Origin of the sequence: Marinobacter shunpengi (assembly GCF_045449715.1) — a bacterium.
GTDB lineage: Bacteria > Pseudomonadota > Gammaproteobacteria > Pseudomonadales > Oleiphilaceae > Marinobacter.
This window is the reverse complement of sequence record NZ_JBJJLA010000019.1, coordinates 53,584-72,632: the sequence shown is the minus strand read 5'-3', so window position 1 is coordinate 72,632 and position 19,049 is coordinate 53,584. Positions and strand designations below refer to the sequence as shown.

Genomic DNA, 19,049 nt, shown 5'->3' with positions numbered 1-19,049 from the left:
GTGCCGTCGATGTTCAATGAATTCGGACTGATCAGCTACGCTGCCGCCTCCCTGGCCTTCCTGCTGCTGGGCGGGCTGATCGTGACCCGTTACCTCCGCCGTACATCGGACCGGGTGCTGCTGCTGGCGGCCATACTGTCCTTCTTCTGGGCGAGCTCGCTGGTCACCCAGCAACTCTGGGGCGAACCGTCCTTTATCATCCGCTACCTGCTGGAACTGCTGCGGGACGCCGGCTGGGTCATCGTCCTTCTGGCCCTGCTGCGTTCCGCCGACCGCCACCGGATGGAGGCCCACCAGACCCGGCGACTGCTGGGCTTCCTGACCTTCTCGGTGATCTTCGTGCTGTTCACCCTGGCGGCGCTGGAGTCCCTGCTCAATATCCCGCTGGTCAGCGGCAAGCTCAAGATCGTGGGCCAGATTTCCCTGTCCCTGCTGGGCATCTGCCTGGTGGAACAGATCTGGCGCAACTCCGTGCAGTCCAGCCGTTCCAGCATCCGTTACCTGTGCATCGGCATCCTGACGCTGTTCGCCTATGACTTCTTCATGTATACCGATGCCCTGCTGTTTGGCCAGGTTTCCAGCGGCTTCTGGGACGCCAGGGGAGCGGTTAACACAGTGATTGTCCCGCTGCTGGGCATCACCATGATGAACACCCGCAAACAGCCGGTGGAGTTCCAGCTCTCCCGCAACGCCATGTTCCACGTGAGCGCCCTGGTGTTTGCCGGTATCTACCTGCTGTTTGCGGCTGCCGGTGGCTACTACGTCCGGGTACTGGGTGGCGAATGGGGCGACGCCCTGCAGATGCTGTTCATCACCGCGGCCCTGTCGTTCCTGGCGTTGCTGCTGACCTCACGGCGGTTCCGGGCCCGCCTGATGGTGTTTATCAGCCAGAACTTCTTCGACTACAAGTACGACTACCGGGAGGAATGGCTGAAGATGACCCGGGAGCTGGCCAACCTCAGCGACGATCCGCCGCTACCGGAGCGCATCGTGCGGATCCTGGCCGGGCTGGTGGAAAGCTCCTCCGGCGCACTCTGGGTCCGGGACGAGGACGGCAATTTCATGCTCCAGAGCACCGTCAACCTCCACCAGCCCCGCTTCACCAGTATCGACGGCGACTGCGAGCTGGCCCAGTTCTTCGGCGACCGGGAGTGGATCATCGATCTGGAAGAGTACCGTAACGACCCGGTGCGCTATAACCTGCTGGAGATACCGGACCCCATCCTCAAGTTCGACCGGGGCTGGCTGCTGATTCCCATGTACCTGGGCAATGAACTCTACGGCATTACCCTGGTGGGCCGCTCCAACGCCCGGGTTGAGCTGAACTGGGAGAACTTTGACCTGGTGCGGGTGGTGGCCCGCCAGACCTGTAACCTGCTGGCCCAGGCCGACGCCCAGAACCGGCTCTCCAGGGCCATGCAGTTCGAGGCGGTGAGCAAGGCCTCCGCCTTCATGGTCCATGACCTGAAGACCCTGATCGCGCAACTGTCGCTGCTGGTACGCAATGCCAACCACCATCGGGACAACCCGGCGTTCATCGATGACATGATCAGTACCACGGAGCATGCGGTACAGAAGATGTCGAACCTGGTGGACCATATCCGCAAGCCCGCCTCGGAACAGGGTGCCCAGGCACCGCTTAACCTGCAGCAGATGATTAACGAGCTGGCGTCACACTACGCTCGCAACCAGCCGCGCCCCAGGGTCACCGGAGCGCCCGATACGGTGATGGTTCGGGCAGACCACGACCAGTTATGGAGCGTACTGGGCCATCTCATCCAGAACGCCCAGGACGCCACACCTCCAGACGGAGAGGTGACACTGACCCTCAAGGCCTCCGCGGACCATGTGGTATTATTCATCCAGGACAGCGGCACCGGCATGAGTGAGGAGTTTATCCGCATGCAGCTCTTCAAGCCGTTCGAAAGCACCAAGGGGCTGACCGGCATGGGCATCGGTGCCTATCAGGCACGGGAATACGTCCGCCAGATTGGCGGTAATATCGATGTCACCAGCGAACCGGGCATGGGATCATGCTTCTCGGTACTGCTGCCAACGGTGAAGATCGCCACCCAGCCGACCCGCGAAGTCGCCTCCGGGGAGCCGCCCGCCGCCCTCCCCGACGAGCCCGAAACCCTACCCGGGCGGGCTGGAGGATTGCATTCCTCCTGATTTCGGCCGAAACTGAAAGAGACGCGGTGTCCGGTCTGGAGAATTTTCCCAACAACGAAAAGGATTTATTCTGTTGTGACCAAACGCTTACTGATCGTAGAAGATGACCCGGGCCTCCAGAGCCAGATGCGCTGGTGTTTCAGCAGTGACCTGGAGGTGGATGTCGCCGCGGACCGGGCATCGGCACTGGCCAGCCTCCGCCGCAATGAACCCCAGGTTGTCACACTGGACCTGGGCCTGCCCCCGGACCCCGGCGGTGCCTCGGAAGGCTTTGCCCTGCTCGATGATATCCTGCGGCTGTCGCCCATGGTCAAAGTTATCGTGGTGACGGGTCGCGAGGACAAGGAGAACGCCGTCAAGGCCATTGGCATGGGCGCGTCCGACTTCTACCAGAAACCCCTGGACCCAGACATCCTCGCCTTCGTGGTCAACCGCGCCTTCCGCCTTGCCGAACTTGAAAGGGAAAACCGGGAACTGGCCAGCCGCCAGAACGGCGCCAATATCAAGGGTATTGTCGCCGCCAGCCCACAGATGCTGACGGTCTGCCGGACCCTGGAAAAGGTCGCTCCCACGGACGTCACCACCCTGATTTCCGGAGAGACCGGCACCGGCAAGGAACTGCTGGCACGGGCCCTCCATGACCTCAGCCACCGGGCCGAGCAGCCCTTCGCCGCCATCAACTGCGCGGCCATTCCCGAGAACCTGCTGGAAAGCGAGCTGTTCGGCTATGAGAAAGGGGCCTTTACCGGCGCCACCCAGAGCAAGAAGGGCAAGATTGAAAGCGCCAACGGCGGCACCCTGTTTCTGGACGAGATCGGTGATATGCCTATGGCCCTGCAAGCCAAGCTGTTGCGTTTCCTGCAGGAACGTTCGGTGGACCGGGTGGGCAGCGTCAAGCCAGTGGAAGTGGATGTACGGGTGGTCTGCGCCACCCACCGCGACGTCAGGCAGTTAATCGACGCTGGCGAGTTCCGGGAAGACCTGTACTATCGGATCAGTGAAATCACCCTGGAGGTGCCCGCCCTGCGTGACCGTCAGGGCGACCCGCTGCTGATCGCCCGCTCCCTGCTGCAAAGCCTGTCCCGCCAGATGGACCGCCCCACCCTGTCGTTCAGCGACGATGCGGTGCGGGCCATCAACGGCTATCCCTGGCCCGGCAACGTCCGCGAAATGATCAACAAGGTCAAACGGGCCACCATCATGGCCGAAGGCAAGCGGATCACCGCCGGCGACCTGGAACTGAACGGTGATACCGAGCCGGGAGACAACCAGCTCAATCTCCGCCAGGTGCGGGAAACCGCCGAGCGCAATGCCATCATGCAGGCCCTCAAGACCACCGGCTTCAATATGGCCCAGGCCTCCCGCCTGCTGGGAATTACTCGCCCCACCCTGTACAACCTGACCGACAAGTACCGCATCGACACATCGGCGGAAGCAGCACAGGCTTAAGCGCCGGATTGGTACCGGGGGCCACGTCCCTCAGATCACGAACAGGTCCATGAACGCCGGTACCGGGGTCTGCTCCAGTGACGGCTGGTCGCCGCACAGGGTGTCAATACGCCGGCAGGTTTGCCCCGGGAACCGGGTTGCCAGGTTGCTACGGAATTTCTCCTCCAGCAGGGGGATGCCCTCCTCCCGCCGACGGCGATGACCAATGGGATACTCAACGGCCACCCGTTCGGTGCTGCTGCCGTCCTTGAAGAACACCTGGATGGCATTGGCGATGGAACGCTTGTCCGGCTCCAGGTACTCGCGGCTGTATCGTTCATCCTCAACGACCACCATGCGATCCCGGATCCGGTCGATCTCCGGATGGGCCTCGTGGAATCCATCTTCGTAGTGATCCGCCGTCAACTCGCCGAAGATCAGCGGCACTGCCGTCATATACTGCAGGCAGTGGTCCCGGTCGGCGGCGTTGGCCAATTGACCCTGCTTGGAGATGATGCGGATGGCGGACTCATGGGTGGTCAGTTCGACCCGGTCGATATCGTCCAGCCGATCCTTCACCTGGGGGTGGAGAATGACCGCCGCCTCGGCGGCGGTCTGGGCATGGAATTCCGCCGGGAAGGAAATCTTGAACAGGATGTTCTCCATCACATAGCTGGCAAAGGGCTGTGGCAGGGTGAACCGGCGCTGGTCTTCCGGCTTCAGGGCCTGGTCGCGGTTGGTCTTGCTGAACAGCACGTCGTAGAAGCCCCATTGCGGTGCCGTCAGCACGCCAGGAATGCCCATCTCGCCCCGCATGGCAATGTCCGCCAGCCGCACCGCCCGGGACGTGGCATCCCCGGCCGCCCAGGACTTGCGGGAGCCGGCGTTGGGGGCATGGCGGTAGGTACGCAGTGACTGCCCATCGACCCAGGCATGGGACAGGGCCGACAGCAACTGATCGCGGCTGGCGCCCATCAGCCAGGCGGTCACCGCAGTGGACGCCACCTTGACCAGTACCACATGATCCAGGCCCACCCGGTTGAAGGAATTCTCCAGCGCCAATATGCCCTGGATCTCGTGGGCCTTGATCATGGCCTCCAGTACCGTTTTCATGGTCAGCGGCGGCTGGCCGTTGGCCACTCGCCTGCGAGACAGGTGGTCGGCCACCGCCAAAATTCCCCCCAGGTTGTCCGATGGATGCCCCCACTCCGCCGCCAGCCAGGTGTCGTTGTAGTCGAGCCAGCGCACGATACAACCGATATCCCAGGCCGCCTTGACCGGGTCCAGTTCGAACGAGGTACCCGGCACCCGGGCACCCTGGGGGACCACCGTACCCGGCACCAGCGGTCCCAGGTGCTTGGTGCACTCCGGATACCTAAGGGCCAGCAGCCCACACCCGAGTGTATCCATCAGGCAGTGGCGGGCCGTGGTCCAGGCTTCGTCGCTGTCGATCGCATGGTCCAGTACGTAGTCGGCAATCTGTTTGAGCAGGTCGTCGTAGTCCGGTCGTACATTCTGGTCGGCATTCGCGCTCATGATTCCTCCTGGTGTGCGTAAACGGCCCCAATATGGAAAAGTCTAGCCCAGGCTGCAAGCACCGCATCCCACCGTATATGGGTACAAATTGAACATTTCCTGTACAACCACCCTGCGCTAGCTTATCTGGGGTAAAAGTCAGGCCGTACCCAAGGAGTACCGCTCACCTAGGGAGGAGATCCCAGCCATGCCCAGCATCCTCGAACCTGCCAGCAAGAGGGCCCTGCGAAACATTCTTGGCCTGTTGCCTTTTGATATGAAGATCACCGGACGTCGCCGTGACCTGGGCCTGTCCGTCATGGACCGGCTCTACCCGCCACCTCCGGGCGCACAGATGGAAAAGATCAGCACCAGTGATGGCCGCCAGTTCCTGGTTGACCTCAGTGCCTGCAACCAGCGCCTGCTCAGTTGCTACTACGGCAACCTGTTACGGCATTACCGCGCCAGCCCCCTGAACCGGGTGATTATCGACGTGGCAAGCCGCCGGGGCCCGCCAGGCACCTTCCTGGATGTGGGCAGCAACCTGGGCCTGTACAGCCTGCTTGCCCGGGAGGCGGGTTTCGATCCCGTGTTAGTGGAAGCGGAGCCCGGCCACGGCGACTTCCTGAAGCGGCATCCGGAGCTCTACCCCACTGTGTTTGCGGTGGCGGTGGGTGACGCTGAAAGCATCGCCCGGTTCTTTGTGTCCGAGTCCAACCCCGGGGGCAACTCCCTGGTGTCCGAGGCTCCCGGCAATCAACCGGCCGGGGAAGAGCGCAAACCGTCCCTGTACCAGGCCACCATCGATGTCCGGGTACGACGGCTGGACGCGCTGTTGTCGGAACTGCCCGACCAGGGAGCAGGCATAGGGATGATCAAGATCGATGTGGAAGGGTTCGAGGGGGCCGTGGTCCGTGGCATGACCGGCTACCTGGGCCAGGGCCACAGGCCCGTGATCTGGTGCGAGGTGCGCGGACCGGATTCCGACAGGACACCCAACAGCTACCGGACGGTGTGCGATACCCTGGGGGCCTATGGTTATCGCGCATTCTGGGGAGAGCGCCCCGGCCAGGGAGCGTTTGATGAGGGGGACGGCCCACTTCCACAGGTATTCGACCTGCTGTTCAGGGCCAGTGCCCCAACCGGGTAATTCGTTACTCTACCGAGCCAACCGCACCGGTAGATAGGACATTAGTTGGAGGCCAGCCTGTAGCGCTCGTGCAGGATACCAACCCGTTTCACATAGGCGCGGGTCTCGGCATAGGGGGGAATGCCACCATGACGTCTGACTGCCCCCGGGCCGGCGTTGTAGGCCGCCGTGGCCAGCTTGATGTCGCCATCGTGCTGGGCAATCATCCGGGCCAGGTAGTGAACCCCGCCGCGGATGTTCTGCTCCGCATCCAGGGCGTCACTGACCCCCACATCCCGGGCCGTGGCCGGCATCAATTGCATCAACCCCTGGGCTCCCTTAGAGGAGACCGCCTGGGGATTGAAGGCACTCTCGGCATGGATGACCGCCTGCACCAGCGCCGGGTCCACCTCGAATTCCCGCGCGGTCTGTTCGATCTCTTCCTGGTAACGGCCCGCAAACAGCGGCGTCCGGTGCCAGTCGACCGTGGAATCTGGCTTGCAGGCATAGCACTCGAAGCGGATGACGTCGTACTTGGCACCGTCGGGCCTCGCCTCGCTGAAGGTGACCACACCGTTCTCATCAGTGAACTTGTACACCGTCTCGCTACCGGTACTGGCCCGGGCCGACTGGCCCGATGGGGCATTGGTGAATTCCACCCGTCCATCCGAGTGGACGATACGACGCACGGAATCCGCCGTGGCCGACGACCAGGGCAGGATCAGGGACAGACAGAAAATGGCACCGGTGGTCAGGACTTTACCGGAAAAACGCATCCACACCTCATCAATATTCAGCCACGCCATACACCGTCCGACATGGCCTGCAGATTAACGAAAGTATAGCGAAATCACCCGACTGAAACAGGAACCTGCCAACATTTCCGGAACTCCGATGGCTGATACTGAAGTAATCTTGGTTCAGGGGCCTCTGAATACCCCCTTTACTACCCAGCTCCGATAAACCCAGGCGAATTGCATGGATCGTTTTACCGAACGCATCAATACCATCATCACAGACCGGGAACACGGCTCATCCACCCTCGTGCAGTGGATCATTGACGCCCTGGGTGACCGGGGGGACAACACGCCGTCCCGGGCCCAGCGGCGATGGGCGCTTAAGGAACTGAGGAACATCGACTGTTCCATGGTAGTGGTTCATCACCTACTGGACACCCTGGGGACCGAACCAGGCGACGATTTCCAGGCCAGGCTGGACGACTATGTCCACCGGTGGTCGGACATCCCCGCCCGGGTGGCCCGCCAACTGCTTTCCCTGGGCGACTGGAATGGTGCCCGGGTCCTGTTGCACAGCCACAGCGGTATGTTGCTGTCCGCCATCGAGCAGGCGCACCAGGCCGCGCCGACCATATGCTTCTGCCAAACCCGTTCCCTGCCCGGTGACGAGGGCGCTACCCAACACCGTTTTCTGACGGATCGCGGAATCGCCTGCGATCTGGTGAACGACGAAAGTATCGCCAGCCTGGTCCCATCCCTGGATGCCGCCTGGCTTGGGGTGGATCAATACGATGACCACTGTTTCGTCAACAAGGTTGGCAGCGGGCGGATAGCCAGGACCCTGCTGGCTGCCGGGAAACCGGTATACGTACTCGGTGACTCACGCAAACGGGTCCGGCAGGTAGCGCATTCCGGCGAGCTATTCGAAGCCGTGCCCTTTACTGAGGGCCTTCACCTGGTGACCGAATACGGAGTCCAGCCAACGGTATCGGAAGCAGACTATTTCTCGTAACATCACAAATAGTGCTGATTTGATCCATACTCACGTCATGAGCCGAACTCACCCACCAACGACGTGGAGGATGCAATGGAAAAGATCTGGATTCTGGTCGCCGACAGTGCCCATGCACGAATCCTTGCTACCACGGCCCGCACGGCCATGCCTACCGAAATTACCCGACTGGAGCACCCCGAGAGTCGGCTCAAGGAAAGCGAACTGGTATCGGACCAGCCCGGACGCTCCCGGGAATCCCTGGCGCAGGGCCACGCCATGTCGGAAGCCAGCGCCACCGTCCAGGAGGAAGCCGCATTTGCCGGGGAACTGGTCCAGACCCTGGACAAGGCCCGACAGGAAGGCCGCTTCAGCGACCTGATCCTGGTGGCCAGCCCTCACTTCCTGGGCGTTATCCGCCAGAAGCTCAACGGTCCCCTGGAAAAATCGGTGATCCAGAGCGTCAGCAAGAACCTGGTGAATGAGAGCGAAAGCGTTATCCACCAGAACATCTTTAACTGACGTTGCCTCTCGAAGGCCCTGCCCAGGCAGGGCCTTCCCCTACCGGCACCTACAGGACGACAACATGGCCCTTGACCGGATCGACGCGACCATCCACCAGTGACCGGATCAGTGTCTGCGTAGCCTCCAGACCCTGGTGTTCCTCAACCGTGATCCAGGGCGAATCGGGCTGCTGTACACGGTCGATAAAGGCCAGTTGGGCCTCGTTGAACCGGCGCGTCACCTCGGCCGGTCCCCAGTCGGCATTACGTTTGCGAATCTGGTCCGGGGCGAAGTAACGCCGGGGCGCAGGCCCTGGAAGCGTCCATTCCGCCTCATTGATATGTTCGTGATTGTGGGCGGAACCGGCATAACAGTTATGGACCAGTTGTTCCGCCAGGTGGTGATGGATCGTCGCCCTGACCCCGTCATTGCCCGAGAAGTCCACGTATAGCGTGGGCACCGACGGATCAAGCCCGGTGATGCCGTCATAGTCCACCACCTGATCGTAACAGCCCAGACCTTCCACGAAGGTCCTGTTGGACGCTGACGTCAGTCCCACCACGTCCAGGTCGTCGCGTTGCTGAAGACAGAACACGGTGCCGTAGGCGGTCTTGCTGGAAGCACTGGAAATCACTACCCGGCGGGCCCCGAAGAACCCGTTATCCTCCAGGTAGTCGGCCAGCATGAACGAGGTGATGAACAGTGGCCGCAGCAGCATCTGGTAGTCTTCGTTCTCCGGACGATACGCCGCGTCGGTATGCACCCGCTGGTACTGGTTGTAAGCCGATACCAGATCCAGGCGATAGTCGCGGCCATCGTAGAAGCCCCGCTGGCTGACACGGACGGGGTCCACCACCACATGGGTGGCGATGGGCCAGAAGCCATAGAAACGCTCTCCCGGTTCCACCCCTTCCACGGTGGACTCTACCACCTCGGCGAAACCCCAGGCGGGCATCTGCCCCCAGCCCTGCTCCGCCACCGGATAGTAATCCCAGTAGCGCAGGTGGGGCGTGTGGCCAAAGGCGGCGTAGGTAATATTGTTGGTGGTCACCGCCAGACGGTGAATACGCATCAGGGCCTGGCCATCCGCCAGCGGCGGAACCTGCTCGTTAATAACTTTTGAGGTGCCCAGTGACTCTTGGTCAGTCACCAGTCGAGTGATGTCTGTCATGCGCCTGATCCTCGTAAAAGGGTTACTATGGATGTTTCCGGGTGGCTGTTGATGCCACCGGGTTGCCAACGTTCTGTTTCAGGATCATTGTATCCAGCGCCCGAGGACAGGTGGTTCGGAATCCCCATGAGCAAGCCCCAGGCTATCGACAGCCCCCGCAACAAGCCGCTCAAGCGGCCGAGACAGGCCCGTGCCCGGTTCACGGTACAGGCCATTTACGATGCCTATGTTCGGATTTGGCAGCGCGACGGCTGGGACCAGCTCACCACCCGCAAGGTGGCCCTGGAGACCGGTATCGCGGTGGGCACTCTCTACGATTATTTCCCCAGCAAGGAGGCGCTGCACTCCGGCTATGTCCGCCACTGCATCGAAGAACTGCTTCAGCAGATCGAGGAGCGGGTGATCACCCCGGACAACCTGGGCTGGCGGCAGAGGCTGCACGGGCTGATCCGCCACCTGGCGGGACTGGAATCGGACCGGACCTGGTTCTCTCCGGACATGATGCGGCTTGAGCCGGTTGTGGCGGACCCCAGGCACCAGCAACGGGCCTACGACGAGCTGCTGGACATCTGGCACCGGACGCTGGCGGCCTGCCATGACCTCGCCCCCAGGCCATCCGCCGAAACCGTGGAGGCCCTTCACCTGGCGGTGTGGGGCGGCCGGCGCTACGCCCTCCATATGCATCTGGACGTGGCCCGGATGGAATCCTGGGCCGGGGAAATGGAACGGTTCTGTGCCCTGGCCCTGTCGACACCGACGGTGGAGGAGCCCCAGGGCTGACCGGTCCAGCCATTCATGGGCCATTTTCAGTATCCCGCCTGTTTCTCCGGAAACCGACCCGGTACGCCAGCCCCTGCCGACCACCTCTGATCACCATGTTATCCCCGGATACTGTCAGATCGAATTTACATCTGAAATTCGGCTTTTAATTGACACCACATGAACTTTCTGCAACCTTCTCCCCCTCAATAATCAAGGAGGTACCGTTTCAATGAGTGATGCAGTCACAACCCCGTCAGGAAGCAACAAAGGGAAAATCGCCATTGCGATCATCGTGATCCTGGCCGCCCTCTACTTCGCCGCATCCTGGTTCATCAATTCCCAGGCGGAAGCCAAGGTCGTGGAAGCGATCGAAACCATTGAAGAGGAAAGCGATGGCGATGCTGTCATCACCTACGACAGTGTCGATTCCTCCCTGTTCTCCAGCTCCGCCACCCTCAACGGTGTGCTGATCAGCAGCAAGTCGGAAGGCGATCTTTTCAAGGCAGATAACATTACTGTTGTCATGGAGGGCTATACGGAAAACGAGCGTCTGCCAGACAACTTCAGCCTGTCCGTTAAGAATCTGCTAATCGTTAACGAGAAGCTGCTGACCGAAATGTCCAGCTTTGCCGAGGTGGACTACCGCGAGCATCCCATGGATTTCCATTTCGGCTACGACGTTAACAACGGCAAGGACGAGCTGGCCTCCAACCTGACCTGGTCCACCGAGGGCCTGAGCAGCCTGAACCATGAGATGACCCTGTCGGATGTCTCCGGTGGCTGGGAAGCGTTGCAGGCTGCCTATAAACAAAACAGCGGTAGCACTGACTTCACCCCTGCCCAGCAACAGGCCATCCAGGCCGAGCTTCAGAGTGTTCGCTTCAACCGCACCCAACTTCGCTACGAGAATGACGGTGAGGTGGAACTGATGATGGAAGCGGTTGCCAGGGAAAACGGTGTTACCGCGGACCAGTTCAAGGCCCAGATCCTGGCTGGTATGGAACAGCAGCTTGGCGATTCCGAAGTGGTCGGAGAGATCCGTGCCTTTATCGAGGACCCCAAGCAGCTCTCGATAACCATCGAGCCGGAAGAGCCCCTCAGCATGGAAGAGCTGACCCAGATCAGCATGATGCTGATGATGGGCGCCACCGCCGACGCCACCAAAATGCTCGGGCTGACCGTCGACGCCAACTGATCGCCAGCCTGGCCGGTCCGGTTAGCCGGACCGGCCGCCGGATTTGCGACGCCTGACTATCTCCCTGAGATAACAGGGAGCCGTCCAATCATCAGTCCTTCCCTTCCCGATCGACCTCTCCCGATACTGGCATATCCCCCCAACCTGGTTCACCATAAATGCACACGTAACGGATAATCAGGAACCCGGTATATGCCCATGATCGGCTGGATATTCCTCCTGCTCGCCCTGGCACTGGTTGTCGGCGGCCTGCTGATGCTCAGGGACAGCGCCAACATGCCCATCTCGAAAGAGAAGATGGCCAGGATCAAGAAGCAGAAGGCAGAGAACGAGGAACAGGACCGCAAGGAGGATAAAGGCGGCTGGTAACGTCAACCGCCCGGCACAGGGGCCCGGCTAAAGCCCCGGGCCCCGGCCATCCATCATTCCAGCGCCGACTCCAGACCGGTTTCGGCGACCGCGTCGCTCGCAGGCCCAATGTGCATAAAGGCATCATTGAAACCGGTATAGGCTGGCCACGCCAGACTACCCGTGCTTGGGTCACCGCTCTTGGCGAAGTTCGTCCAGAATGTCATGGTCAGATCGGAAATCGCCACATCATCCGCACCGTATTGCATCGACGCAAAGACATCCGCCGCGTCCCCTTCCGTGCCTGACACCCCGTTTCCATTGAGATCGCCGATGTCCGGCTGTGCCCCGTCCGGGGTCAGCACCAGGCCCAACAAATAGTTCTGGACCATGCCAGCCGGATAATGGAAGACATAGGGCAACTCACAACCGTGGCAGCTTCGCAGCCCCAGTTCGTCCCAGCCATCGGGCACCCGGCTGAACACATAGACGAACTGGTCGGACTGGTAGTCGGCGGAACGCTGGTCCAGCCAGATCGGCAGGGCCGCACGCAGGCTATCGTAATCACCATTGGTGGCGCCGGCCATCAAAGGCACATCGCTGGGCATACCCTCCTGCACGTTCTGGTAGTAGGTCCTGGTCTGGTAATCGTTGTCCACGTTGGGCCGGTAGGTCTGTCGAGGGATATTATTGGCCAGGTCCGCCTGGGTAATCTCGGTCCAGGACAGGGCCCGCGCCTCTTCCAGCGTGCTTACCCCGAGCCGCTCAAACAACGCGGTTCCAATGGCCTCGGATTCCGCCAGTGAATCTTCGGCGGTTCTGTCCTCATCCATCGGGGCAAAACCGCTCTGCACGATGGCCTTGTGGAACAGCCCCGTCGCCTGGGGCGAGTTCATCAGGGAGTACACCTTGCCGCCACCGCCGGACTGGCCGAAGATGGTGACGTTGTCGGGGTTGCCACCAAAGGCCTCGATGTTGTCCTGAACCCACTGCAATGCCAGCACCAGGTCCATCTGGCCGTAGTTTCCGGAGCCCTCATAGCCACTTTCCTCGGTCAGCAGGGGGTGGGCGATATAGCCAAACGGCCCCAGGCGATGGTTAACGGTCACCAGGACCACGCCCCTGGTGGGCAGGCTGTCCGGGTTGTTGTACTGCATGGAATTACCGGAGAGGATCGAGAAAGACCCACCATGGAACCAGACCATCACCGGCAGATTCTCGGCATCTTTCGGCGTGGTGACGTTCAGGTAGAGGGAATCTTCGCTCATACCACCCTCATTCACGGATTCCAGGGTCGGGTTCTGGGCCGACTGGTCCGCCCAGGACGTCGCCTGACGGATACCATCCCAGGGCTCCGCCGGCTCTGGCGGACGCCAGCGAAGATCCCCGACCGGAGGTTTCCCGTAAGGCACCCCGAGAAACTGCCAGGTGTTCTCGCTGGACTCAAAGCCTCGCAGGTCACCCCCTGTGGTGGCCACGGTAACGCCGTCACTACGACCGCGCTGGAAATGCTGCGTCGCATCCGCCACTTCACGGGCCTCCCGCGGACGGGGGTCCAGGTCGGTGAAGGCACCGCTGTCCTCAATCGCGCTCAGGACTGGCTCCAGGCTGGTGCGGAAATCCTCCGGCGCCTGGCCAAAGTCAATCACGCCTGCATCAGTCGATACCTGATCGCGGATAGCTTCAGTGATCTGGATGCCGTTGTTCAGGTCGCCGTCGGCGTCCAGGCTCTGCAACAGGACCAGCCGGTTGGTGACCCCCGGATCGTCGGCAGACCCGGCACCGGCGGTGATCGTCAGGGGCGTCACTACCTCTGCCCCTTCAGTCGACCCCAGTTCCAGTTCGCCGATGGCGAAGGTGATGGTCTCCCCCGGCTGGTACTGGAATTCGCCGTTGTCGTTGGTACGCCCGGAGGGCGTATCCGGGCCGGTATAATCCAGCCCGGCCACCGGGCTGTCCACGAAGGTGCCGGTACGGGCGTCGTCCGAAGAACTACCACCACCGCCACCACAGCCAGTAATGGCTATTGGCGACACCACCACGGTCATCAGGAAGGTCCGCCACGCCCAGGTCCTGGTTGGAACGTTCATCATTGGCCCCGCGATACGGTTTCTGGTCTTATTCATCGTCAAGCACCTCCCCCAGGCCGCTGTTCACTTCCGCCTCCACGCCGATGTCCACATAGGACTCGGTGGCAGCGTCGTAAACCGGGTACTCGATCTCGCCCGGTATGCCGGGATCGCCGGTCTTGGCGAAGTTGGTCCAGATGGTGAGCATCCGGTCGATCACCACCGCATCGGTCTCATCGAACCCGGCGGAGACCAGGATGTCCGCCGGATCGCCGTCGGAGCCGGATACTCCGTTACCGTTAATGTCTCCGATGTCCAGGGACTCACCGGTGGCCGGATCAATCACCAGGCCCAGCAGGTAATGGGTGACCACGCTCTGGGGCATGTTGAACACATAGGCCAGCTCCGCCGCGTGGTAGGCCTCCACGCCCCGGGCCCGCCAGCCGGCGGGCTGGTGGCTGAACAGGGTGGCGTACATGTTGGAGGTATTCAGTGGCGCCATCCACGGGAAGACATCGATGGCGGTGGCCGTCGGATCCGGGGTGTCGTTGGTGTTGATGGAGAACATGAACGGCACGTCGTTCTGGTTGCCGTTCTCGAAGCTCGCCCTCTCGGTATAGGGCTGGTAGTGGTTATCGACGTTGGTATAGGGCTGCAGTTCCGCAGACGCGGCCACCACTTCACTCCAGCTTGCGTCGCGCATTTCCGCCAGTGATAAGGCGCCCAGGTTGGCCTGTAGCTGATCGCCGATGGCCTCGGCGTCTTCCAGGCTACGGGTATCAGGATAGAGGGTCCCGCTCTGGCTGATGGCCCGGTGGAACAACCCTGCGCCCTGCGGCGAAGCCATCAATGACAGTACCTTACGGCCACCACCGGACTCCCCGAAGATGGTGACGTTGTCCGGGTTGCCCCCGAACGCCTCAATATTGGCCTGTACCCACTCCAGAGCGGCCACCAGGTCCATCTGGCCGTAATTTCCGGAGCCGCCATAACCGCTTTCCGCTGTCAGGTCCGGATGCGCGATATAGCCAAAGGGCCCCAGGCGATGGTTCACCGACACCTGTACCACCCCCCTGGTCACCAGGGCCTCCGGGTTGTTGAAGGGTTTGGTGTTGCCGGTCAGGGAGGTAAAACCACCGCCATGGAACCACACCATCACCGGCAGCCCGTCGGCTTCCTTGGGGGTGGTGACGTTCAGGTAGAGGGAGTCCTCGCTCATGCCCCCTTCCCCGAACTGCTGCAGGGCGGGATTCTGGGCCGACTGGTCGCTCCAGGACACCGCCTCACGCACCCCTTCCCAGGGTTCCAGGGGCTGGGGCGGGCGCCAGCGAAGGTCACCAACCGGGGGCTGGGCATAGGGTATGCCGAGGAACTGCCAGGTATCAGCACTGGACTCGAAACCGCGCACCTCACCGCTGGCGGTCTCCACCACCTGCCGCGGGCTGGTGGAGCGGGCAAAGTGCTCTGCCGCGTCACTGGCAGACACCACTGCCCGGGGCCGGGGATTGTTGTCGGTGAAGGCATTATCGGCTTCCAGGGCGTTCACCACCGGTTGCAGGGCGGCGCTGAAATCCTCCGGGATCAGACTCAGGTCAAGGCTGTCGGCACTGACCGATACCTCCATCCGGATGGCGTCGGTAATCTGGATGCCGTTGTTCAGGTCACCGTCGGCGTCCAGCGTCTGCAGGAGCACCAGCCGGTTACGGACGCCAGGGTCTGATCCGTCGCTGGCGCCTTCGGTGATGTCCACCGGGGTCACCGTGCCGGCGCCGGTTGCCGAACCCAGCACCAGGTCGCCGATGGCGAAGGTCAGGGTTTCACCGTCAAGGTACTGGAACTGGCCATTTTCATTGGTGAGGGAGGCCGCCGTTTGGTCGCCCTCATAGTCCAGTCCCGAAACGGGGCTGTCCACAAAGGTACCGGTGAGGCTGTTGGGTGTTGAAGAGCCACCACCATCGCCACCACAGCCGGTAAGAGCGAAAGCAAGGGACGTCAGAGTGGCCACGACCGTTGTGCGCGCCGTGTTCGGGTTGGGATTGTTCATGCAGGAATCCTTTATTGTTGTATTCGTCTTTCTTCCTGAATATCGCCGGGAGATCCGGTTTGCCGAAACGGATCAACAAACGTACTGCATTCAAAGGGATAGGGCCTGGCCGGGGCGCCAGTGAACGTTTCTGGTCTATCTTCTCCAGGGTTATGTCACTTTATGAGTCAAAATCACTATAGGTCTCATTCAGCGATCAGACAACCCTGAATTGAAAGGATTCAAAAAATATCCGATTGGAGTCCGGGGCCACTGTCATGGTGAATCCCATGCCTTATCCCACCGCATCAATGGGATTCATGGTCATCCCGACGCTGTTCAAGAGTCCATCGCTGGGCAGCCAGGGACTCTTTCAGACTGTGCTGCAGCGCCGTCATCAGGGCGGCGGTGGATACCCCGATCATTATGACGCCGTTGATGGCTTCTATCGGCCCCAGGAGGCGGTGCCGCTCTGACATCACAATGTCTCCGTACCCCAGGGTCGCGAAGTTCACGGCGGAGTGGTAGACCGCCTCGGACAATGCCTCGAACTCTCCCAGTACCATGAATACCAATGCCCAGATCGTGCATTGCAACAGATTGCCCAGGACCAGCATGACCATGAAGGCGCAGATAACGCGGAGCATCGACCAGGATGAGGACGTGGTCGCCAGACCGATGTGACCAATGTAGTAGCGGATAGCCAGCACCAGCAGTATGGCCTGCAACAACAGGCAGGCCGTCATGGTGGATAGCCCGATTATCAGGTTTATCAGCAAGGATCGACCTCCTGTTTCATTGTCGTCGCCTTGCGGTCAGTTCCCTAAGGTGCTCCAGCAGGAGGATTGCCAGCCACGCATAGAGGGTGATGGCGACGAACAGGGTGAAGCGCATGGCGAATGCCTGTTGCACGTCCTTACCGGAGGCACTGTCCTGCACCGCCGGTCCCAACAGGATGATCAGCGTAACCGCGACATTCTGCCAGAACGTCGGCGGGAAACGACTTGCCAGGGCACCATAGAGCTTCCCGCCAAAAAGCAGGCCGAACAGCAACATCCAGAGGAAGAACATCCAAAGCGTCGGCGCCAGCCTGAGGGCAAACCAGAACACCACCGCCAGCAGGCCCGCCAGGAACGTCGAACCAATCAATTCTCGACCTGCCGCCCTGGCACTGATCCTGGAGCCCTGCTGGGCCAGTGTTGCGGTCTTGATAATCGACGCCATATAGAGTGCCGGATTGGTGAAAGCGAGCAGCACCGGTGGGATAACGATCAGGGTGGTGCGGGCGGCAATCCAGCGGGCCTGCCCTGCCGGTTGCGGAGGCGGCACGGACGTCACTGACGCTGGCGGTTCCGGGAACAGCGGGTACACCAGCCACTGACACAGCACGGCCACAACAATACCCGCCACCAGCCCCTGGAGTACGGCCACCGCCAAAGCGTATTCCACCAGCCCGGCGGCAGGAATCATGGTGACACCAATGGTCAGCAGTATACCCGGAAGCACTTTGCCCCCACCGACGCTGAGGTAGGTGGCGCCATAGAGGCAGACCGCGATCACCAGCACTATGGCAATCGGATAGACGGCAAGGAAGGGTGTCAGGAACAGTCCCAACCCAAGCGCCAGAACGACCAGCATCACCAGAGCAAACAACCCCCGCACTGCCGGGGGTGGCCCGGGGGTTGCTCCCAGTAGAATCGCGAACAACGGTGCGAAGAACGGAAACGGCAGCGCCAGCCCATAGCCCGCCGCCAGTGCCAGTGACACCGTCAGGGCAAAGCGGAATGTCCGGGTTGCCGCCATGGGTGGACAGCCCTCCGCCAGGGGCCGGGCGGTGTCAGTAGGCATAGGTCAACCAGCTATTGATGCGGATGTACAGCCTGCCCAGCCAGTCCAGGATGGCGCTCTGGTCACTGTAGGCGATGACCGTGGCCTGGCCTCCAATCCTCAGTTGTTGCCGGAGTTCGTCCGCCTGTGACGTATCGAACTCGATGATCACCGGAAAGCGCTGTGCCTGCCGCAGCCAGTCCCGGTCGTTCTGGATGGTGGGCAGGGCCCCCACCGGCTGGCTCCGACCATCACTGACACCGAGGCCGACGCTGCGAATCTCGCCGTCGAATATCCGGCCCGGCAGGGCGTCCAGCACAATGTCAACCGGCGTGCCCACCCGGATGTGCCCCAGGTTATTCTCGGTGAACTCGGCATTGATCCAGACATCGTGGATGGGAATCAGGGTCAGCACGGGATGGCCGGCGCTGGCGAATTGTCCGGGATCGGCCCGAAGGTCGGTAATCATGCCCCTGGACGGAGCGCGGACCAGGGTGTTCCGGAGGTCCAGTTCGGCCTTGTTGACAGCGGTAACGGCGCCCTTCAACAGGGTATTGTTCTCGGCGTCATCGCCCCCCATCTGTTCGATGGCCCGCTGGATATCTGCCCGCGCTGCGGTAACACCCGCCTCCGCCTGTTCCAGGGTCGCCCTGGCGATCTCCAGGCGCCGTACCGAGATGGTTCCCGGGTCTTCCGCATACAGACGCTCCAGTCGACTGGCGTCCTGGCGGGCCTTGCGTTCATTGGCTTGTGCGGCGCGCAGACTGGCGCGAGCAGCCTCCACGGCGGCACTGCCGGCGCCCATCTGACGTTCCGCATTCTCCAGTTGGGTCCGGGCACTTTCCAGGGCAATCTCGTACTGGGAGCGATCGATCTGGAACAGGGGGTCCCCGGCCATCACCTCCTGGTTGTTCCGCACCCACACATCGGTAACCCGGCCACTGACGTCCGGCGCCACGCCGACCACGTACCCCTCGATCCTCGCCTGACTGGTGACGGGCGTGAACCGGTCCGCCAGCATGTAGGCCGCCAGGCTCAGGATGATCATCAGTACCACCAGAACCCCGCCCTTCTTCACGGATTTTTCCGCATCCGGGGCCTCGGTGATGGGGTCAGCCGGAGCCGTCTCCTGCTCCGGCTCCCCTGCCGCTGGTTTTGGTTTTTCGTCGTTCACGGTT

The 19,049-nt window shown here is 61.6% G+C and carries 16 protein-coding genes; 8 read left to right on the top strand and 8 right to left on the bottom strand.

The window, feature by feature from the left end; genetic code table 11:
- Positions 1–9: 9 nt before the first annotated feature.
- The gene (prsK, locus tag ACJO3T_RS13835; RefSeq protein WP_406978822.1) at positions 10–2,172 is read left to right on the top strand and encodes an XrtA/PEP-CTERM system histidine kinase PrsK; all 2,163 of its coding nucleotides are present in this window, start codon (positions 10–12) and stop codon (positions 2,170–2,172) included.
- Positions 2,173–2,247: 75 nt separating this feature from the next.
- Positions 2,248–3,621 (top strand): PEP-CTERM-box response regulator transcription factor, encoded by a 1,374-nt coding sequence (prsR, locus tag ACJO3T_RS13830; protein WP_406963365.1) that lies wholly within the window; start codon positions 2,248–2,250, stop codon positions 3,619–3,621.
- A gap of 30 nt (positions 3,622–3,651) precedes the next feature.
- Here the strand turns inward: prsR and ACJO3T_RS13825 are convergent, their stop codons facing one another.
- Positions 3,652–5,136, bottom strand: a complete 1,485-nt coding sequence (locus ACJO3T_RS13825; RefSeq protein WP_406978821.1) for a bifunctional 2-methylcitrate dehydratase/aconitate hydratase — start codon at positions 5,134–5,136, stop codon at positions 3,652–3,654.
- A gap of 187 nt (positions 5,137–5,323) precedes the next feature.
- Between ACJO3T_RS13825 and ACJO3T_RS13820 the strand changes: the two genes are divergently transcribed.
- A complete protein-coding gene (locus tag ACJO3T_RS13820; RefSeq protein ID WP_406963367.1) occupies positions 5,324–6,265 on the top strand; it encodes an FkbM family methyltransferase in 942 nt (313 codons plus the stop codon).
- 41 nt (positions 6,266–6,306) lie between these two features.
- Here ACJO3T_RS13820 and ACJO3T_RS13815 read toward each other — a convergent pair whose 3' ends face one another.
- Positions 6,307–7,020: a transglycosylase SLT domain-containing protein gene (locus ACJO3T_RS13815; protein WP_406963595.1), complete on the bottom strand. Its 714-nt coding sequence runs from the start codon at positions 7,018–7,020 to the stop codon at positions 6,307–6,309.
- Positions 7,021–7,222: 202 nt separating this feature from the next.
- Here ACJO3T_RS13815 and ACJO3T_RS13810 point away from each other — a divergent pair, with 202 nt between their 5' ends.
- On the top strand, positions 7,223–7,993 hold the full coding sequence (locus tag ACJO3T_RS13810; protein WP_406978820.1) for an eIF2B alpha/beta/delta subunit family protein: 771 nt from the start codon (positions 7,223–7,225) through the stop codon (positions 7,991–7,993).
- 75 nt (positions 7,994–8,068) lie between these two features.
- Positions 8,069–8,494: a host attachment protein gene (locus ACJO3T_RS13805; protein ID WP_406963369.1), complete on the top strand. Its 426-nt coding sequence runs from the start codon at positions 8,069–8,071 to the stop codon at positions 8,492–8,494.
- A 49-nt stretch (positions 8,495–8,543) separates the two neighbouring features.
- On the opposite strand, the gene ACJO3T_RS13800 is transcribed toward ACJO3T_RS13805, so the two are convergent.
- Entirely contained in the window at positions 8,544–9,647 is a 1,104-nt protein-coding gene (locus ACJO3T_RS13800) for a DUF2855 family protein (protein WP_406963370.1), read from the bottom strand.
- Between the two features lie 126 nt (positions 9,648–9,773).
- On the opposite strand from ACJO3T_RS13800, the gene ACJO3T_RS13795 reads away from it, so the two are divergent.
- From ACJO3T_RS13795 to ACJO3T_RS13785, 3 genes are all read left to right on the top strand, one after another.
- A complete protein-coding gene (locus ACJO3T_RS13795) occupies positions 9,774–10,427 on the top strand; it encodes a TetR/AcrR family transcriptional regulator (RefSeq protein WP_406963371.1) in 654 nt (217 codons plus the stop codon).
- 211 nt (positions 10,428–10,638) lie between these two features.
- Entirely contained in the window at positions 10,639–11,604 is a 966-nt protein-coding gene (locus ACJO3T_RS13790; RefSeq protein ID WP_406963372.1) for a DUF945 family protein, read from the top strand.
- Between the two features lie 192 nt (positions 11,605–11,796).
- Positions 11,797–11,973, top strand: a complete 177-nt coding sequence (locus tag ACJO3T_RS13785; RefSeq protein ID WP_406963373.1) for a DUF2897 family protein — start codon at positions 11,797–11,799, stop codon at positions 11,971–11,973.
- A 53-nt stretch (positions 11,974–12,026) separates the two neighbouring features.
- On the opposite strand, the gene ACJO3T_RS13780 is transcribed toward ACJO3T_RS13785, so the two are convergent.
- From ACJO3T_RS13780 to ACJO3T_RS13760, 5 genes are all read right to left on the bottom strand, one after another.
- On the bottom strand, positions 12,027–14,078 hold the full coding sequence (locus tag ACJO3T_RS13780; RefSeq protein ID WP_406963374.1) for a carboxylesterase/lipase family protein: 2,052 nt from the start codon (positions 14,076–14,078) through the stop codon (positions 12,027–12,029).
- Complete coding sequence (locus tag ACJO3T_RS13775; protein ID WP_406978819.1) at positions 14,071–16,065, bottom strand: carboxylesterase/lipase family protein; 1,995 nt, start codon at positions 16,063–16,065, stop codon at positions 14,071–14,073. Before ACJO3T_RS13775 ends, ACJO3T_RS13780 begins: the two co-directional genes overlap by 8 nt.
- Positions 16,066–16,352: 287 nt before the next feature.
- The gene (locus ACJO3T_RS13770) at positions 16,353–16,823 is read right to left on the bottom strand and encodes an ion channel (RefSeq protein WP_406963376.1); all 471 of its coding nucleotides are present in this window, start codon (positions 16,821–16,823) and stop codon (positions 16,353–16,355) included.
- A 16-nt stretch (positions 16,824–16,839) separates the two neighbouring features.
- Positions 16,840–17,892: a DUF2955 domain-containing protein gene (locus ACJO3T_RS13765; protein WP_406978818.1), complete on the bottom strand. Its 1,053-nt coding sequence runs from the start codon at positions 17,890–17,892 to the stop codon at positions 16,840–16,842.
- On the bottom strand, positions 17,882–19,045 hold the full coding sequence (locus ACJO3T_RS13760) for an HlyD family secretion protein (protein WP_406963378.1): 1,164 nt from the start codon (positions 19,043–19,045) through the stop codon (positions 17,882–17,884). Before ACJO3T_RS13760 ends, ACJO3T_RS13765 begins: the two co-directional genes overlap by 11 nt.
- Positions 19,046–19,049 lie beyond the last annotated feature (4 nt).

Coding starts and splice junctions, on each gene's coding strand:
- ACJO3T_RS13795 (WP_406963371.1), top strand. CDS start 9,774: ATGAGCAAGCCCCAGGCTATCGACAGCCCCCGCAACAAGCCGCTCAAG.
- ACJO3T_RS13810 (WP_406978820.1), top strand. CDS start 7,223: ATGGATCGTTTTACCGAACGCATCAATACCATCATCACAGACCGGGAA.
- ACJO3T_RS13805 (WP_406963369.1), top strand. CDS start 8,069: ATGGAAAAGATCTGGATTCTGGTCGCCGACAGTGCCCATGCACGAATC.
- ACJO3T_RS13790 (WP_406963372.1), top strand. CDS start 10,639: ATGAGTGATGCAGTCACAACCCCGTCAGGAAGCAACAAAGGGAAAATC.
- ACJO3T_RS13815 (WP_406963595.1), bottom strand. CDS start 7,020: ATGCGTTTTTCCGGTAAAGTCCTGACCACCGGTGCCATTTTCTGTCTG.
- prsK (WP_406978822.1), top strand. CDS start 10: ATGTTCAATGAATTCGGACTGATCAGCTACGCTGCCGCCTCCCTGGCC.
- ACJO3T_RS13780 (WP_406963374.1), bottom strand. CDS start 14,078: ATGAATAAGACCAGAAACCGTATCGCGGGGCCAATGATGAACGTTCCA.
- ACJO3T_RS13825 (WP_406978821.1), bottom strand. CDS start 5,136: ATGAGCGCGAATGCCGACCAGAATGTACGACCGGACTACGACGACCTG.
- ACJO3T_RS13800 (WP_406963370.1), bottom strand. CDS start 9,647: ATGACAGACATCACTCGACTGGTGACTGACCAAGAGTCACTGGGCACC.
- ACJO3T_RS13820 (WP_406963367.1), top strand. CDS start 5,324: ATGCCCAGCATCCTCGAACCTGCCAGCAAGAGGGCCCTGCGAAACATT.
- ACJO3T_RS13785 (WP_406963373.1), top strand. CDS start 11,797: ATGCCCATGATCGGCTGGATATTCCTCCTGCTCGCCCTGGCACTGGTT.
- ACJO3T_RS13765 (WP_406978818.1), bottom strand. CDS start 17,892: ATGCCTACTGACACCGCCCGGCCCCTGGCGGAGGGCTGTCCACCCATG.
- ACJO3T_RS13775 (WP_406978819.1), bottom strand. CDS start 16,065: ATGAACAATCCCAACCCGAACACGGCGCGCACAACGGTCGTGGCCACT.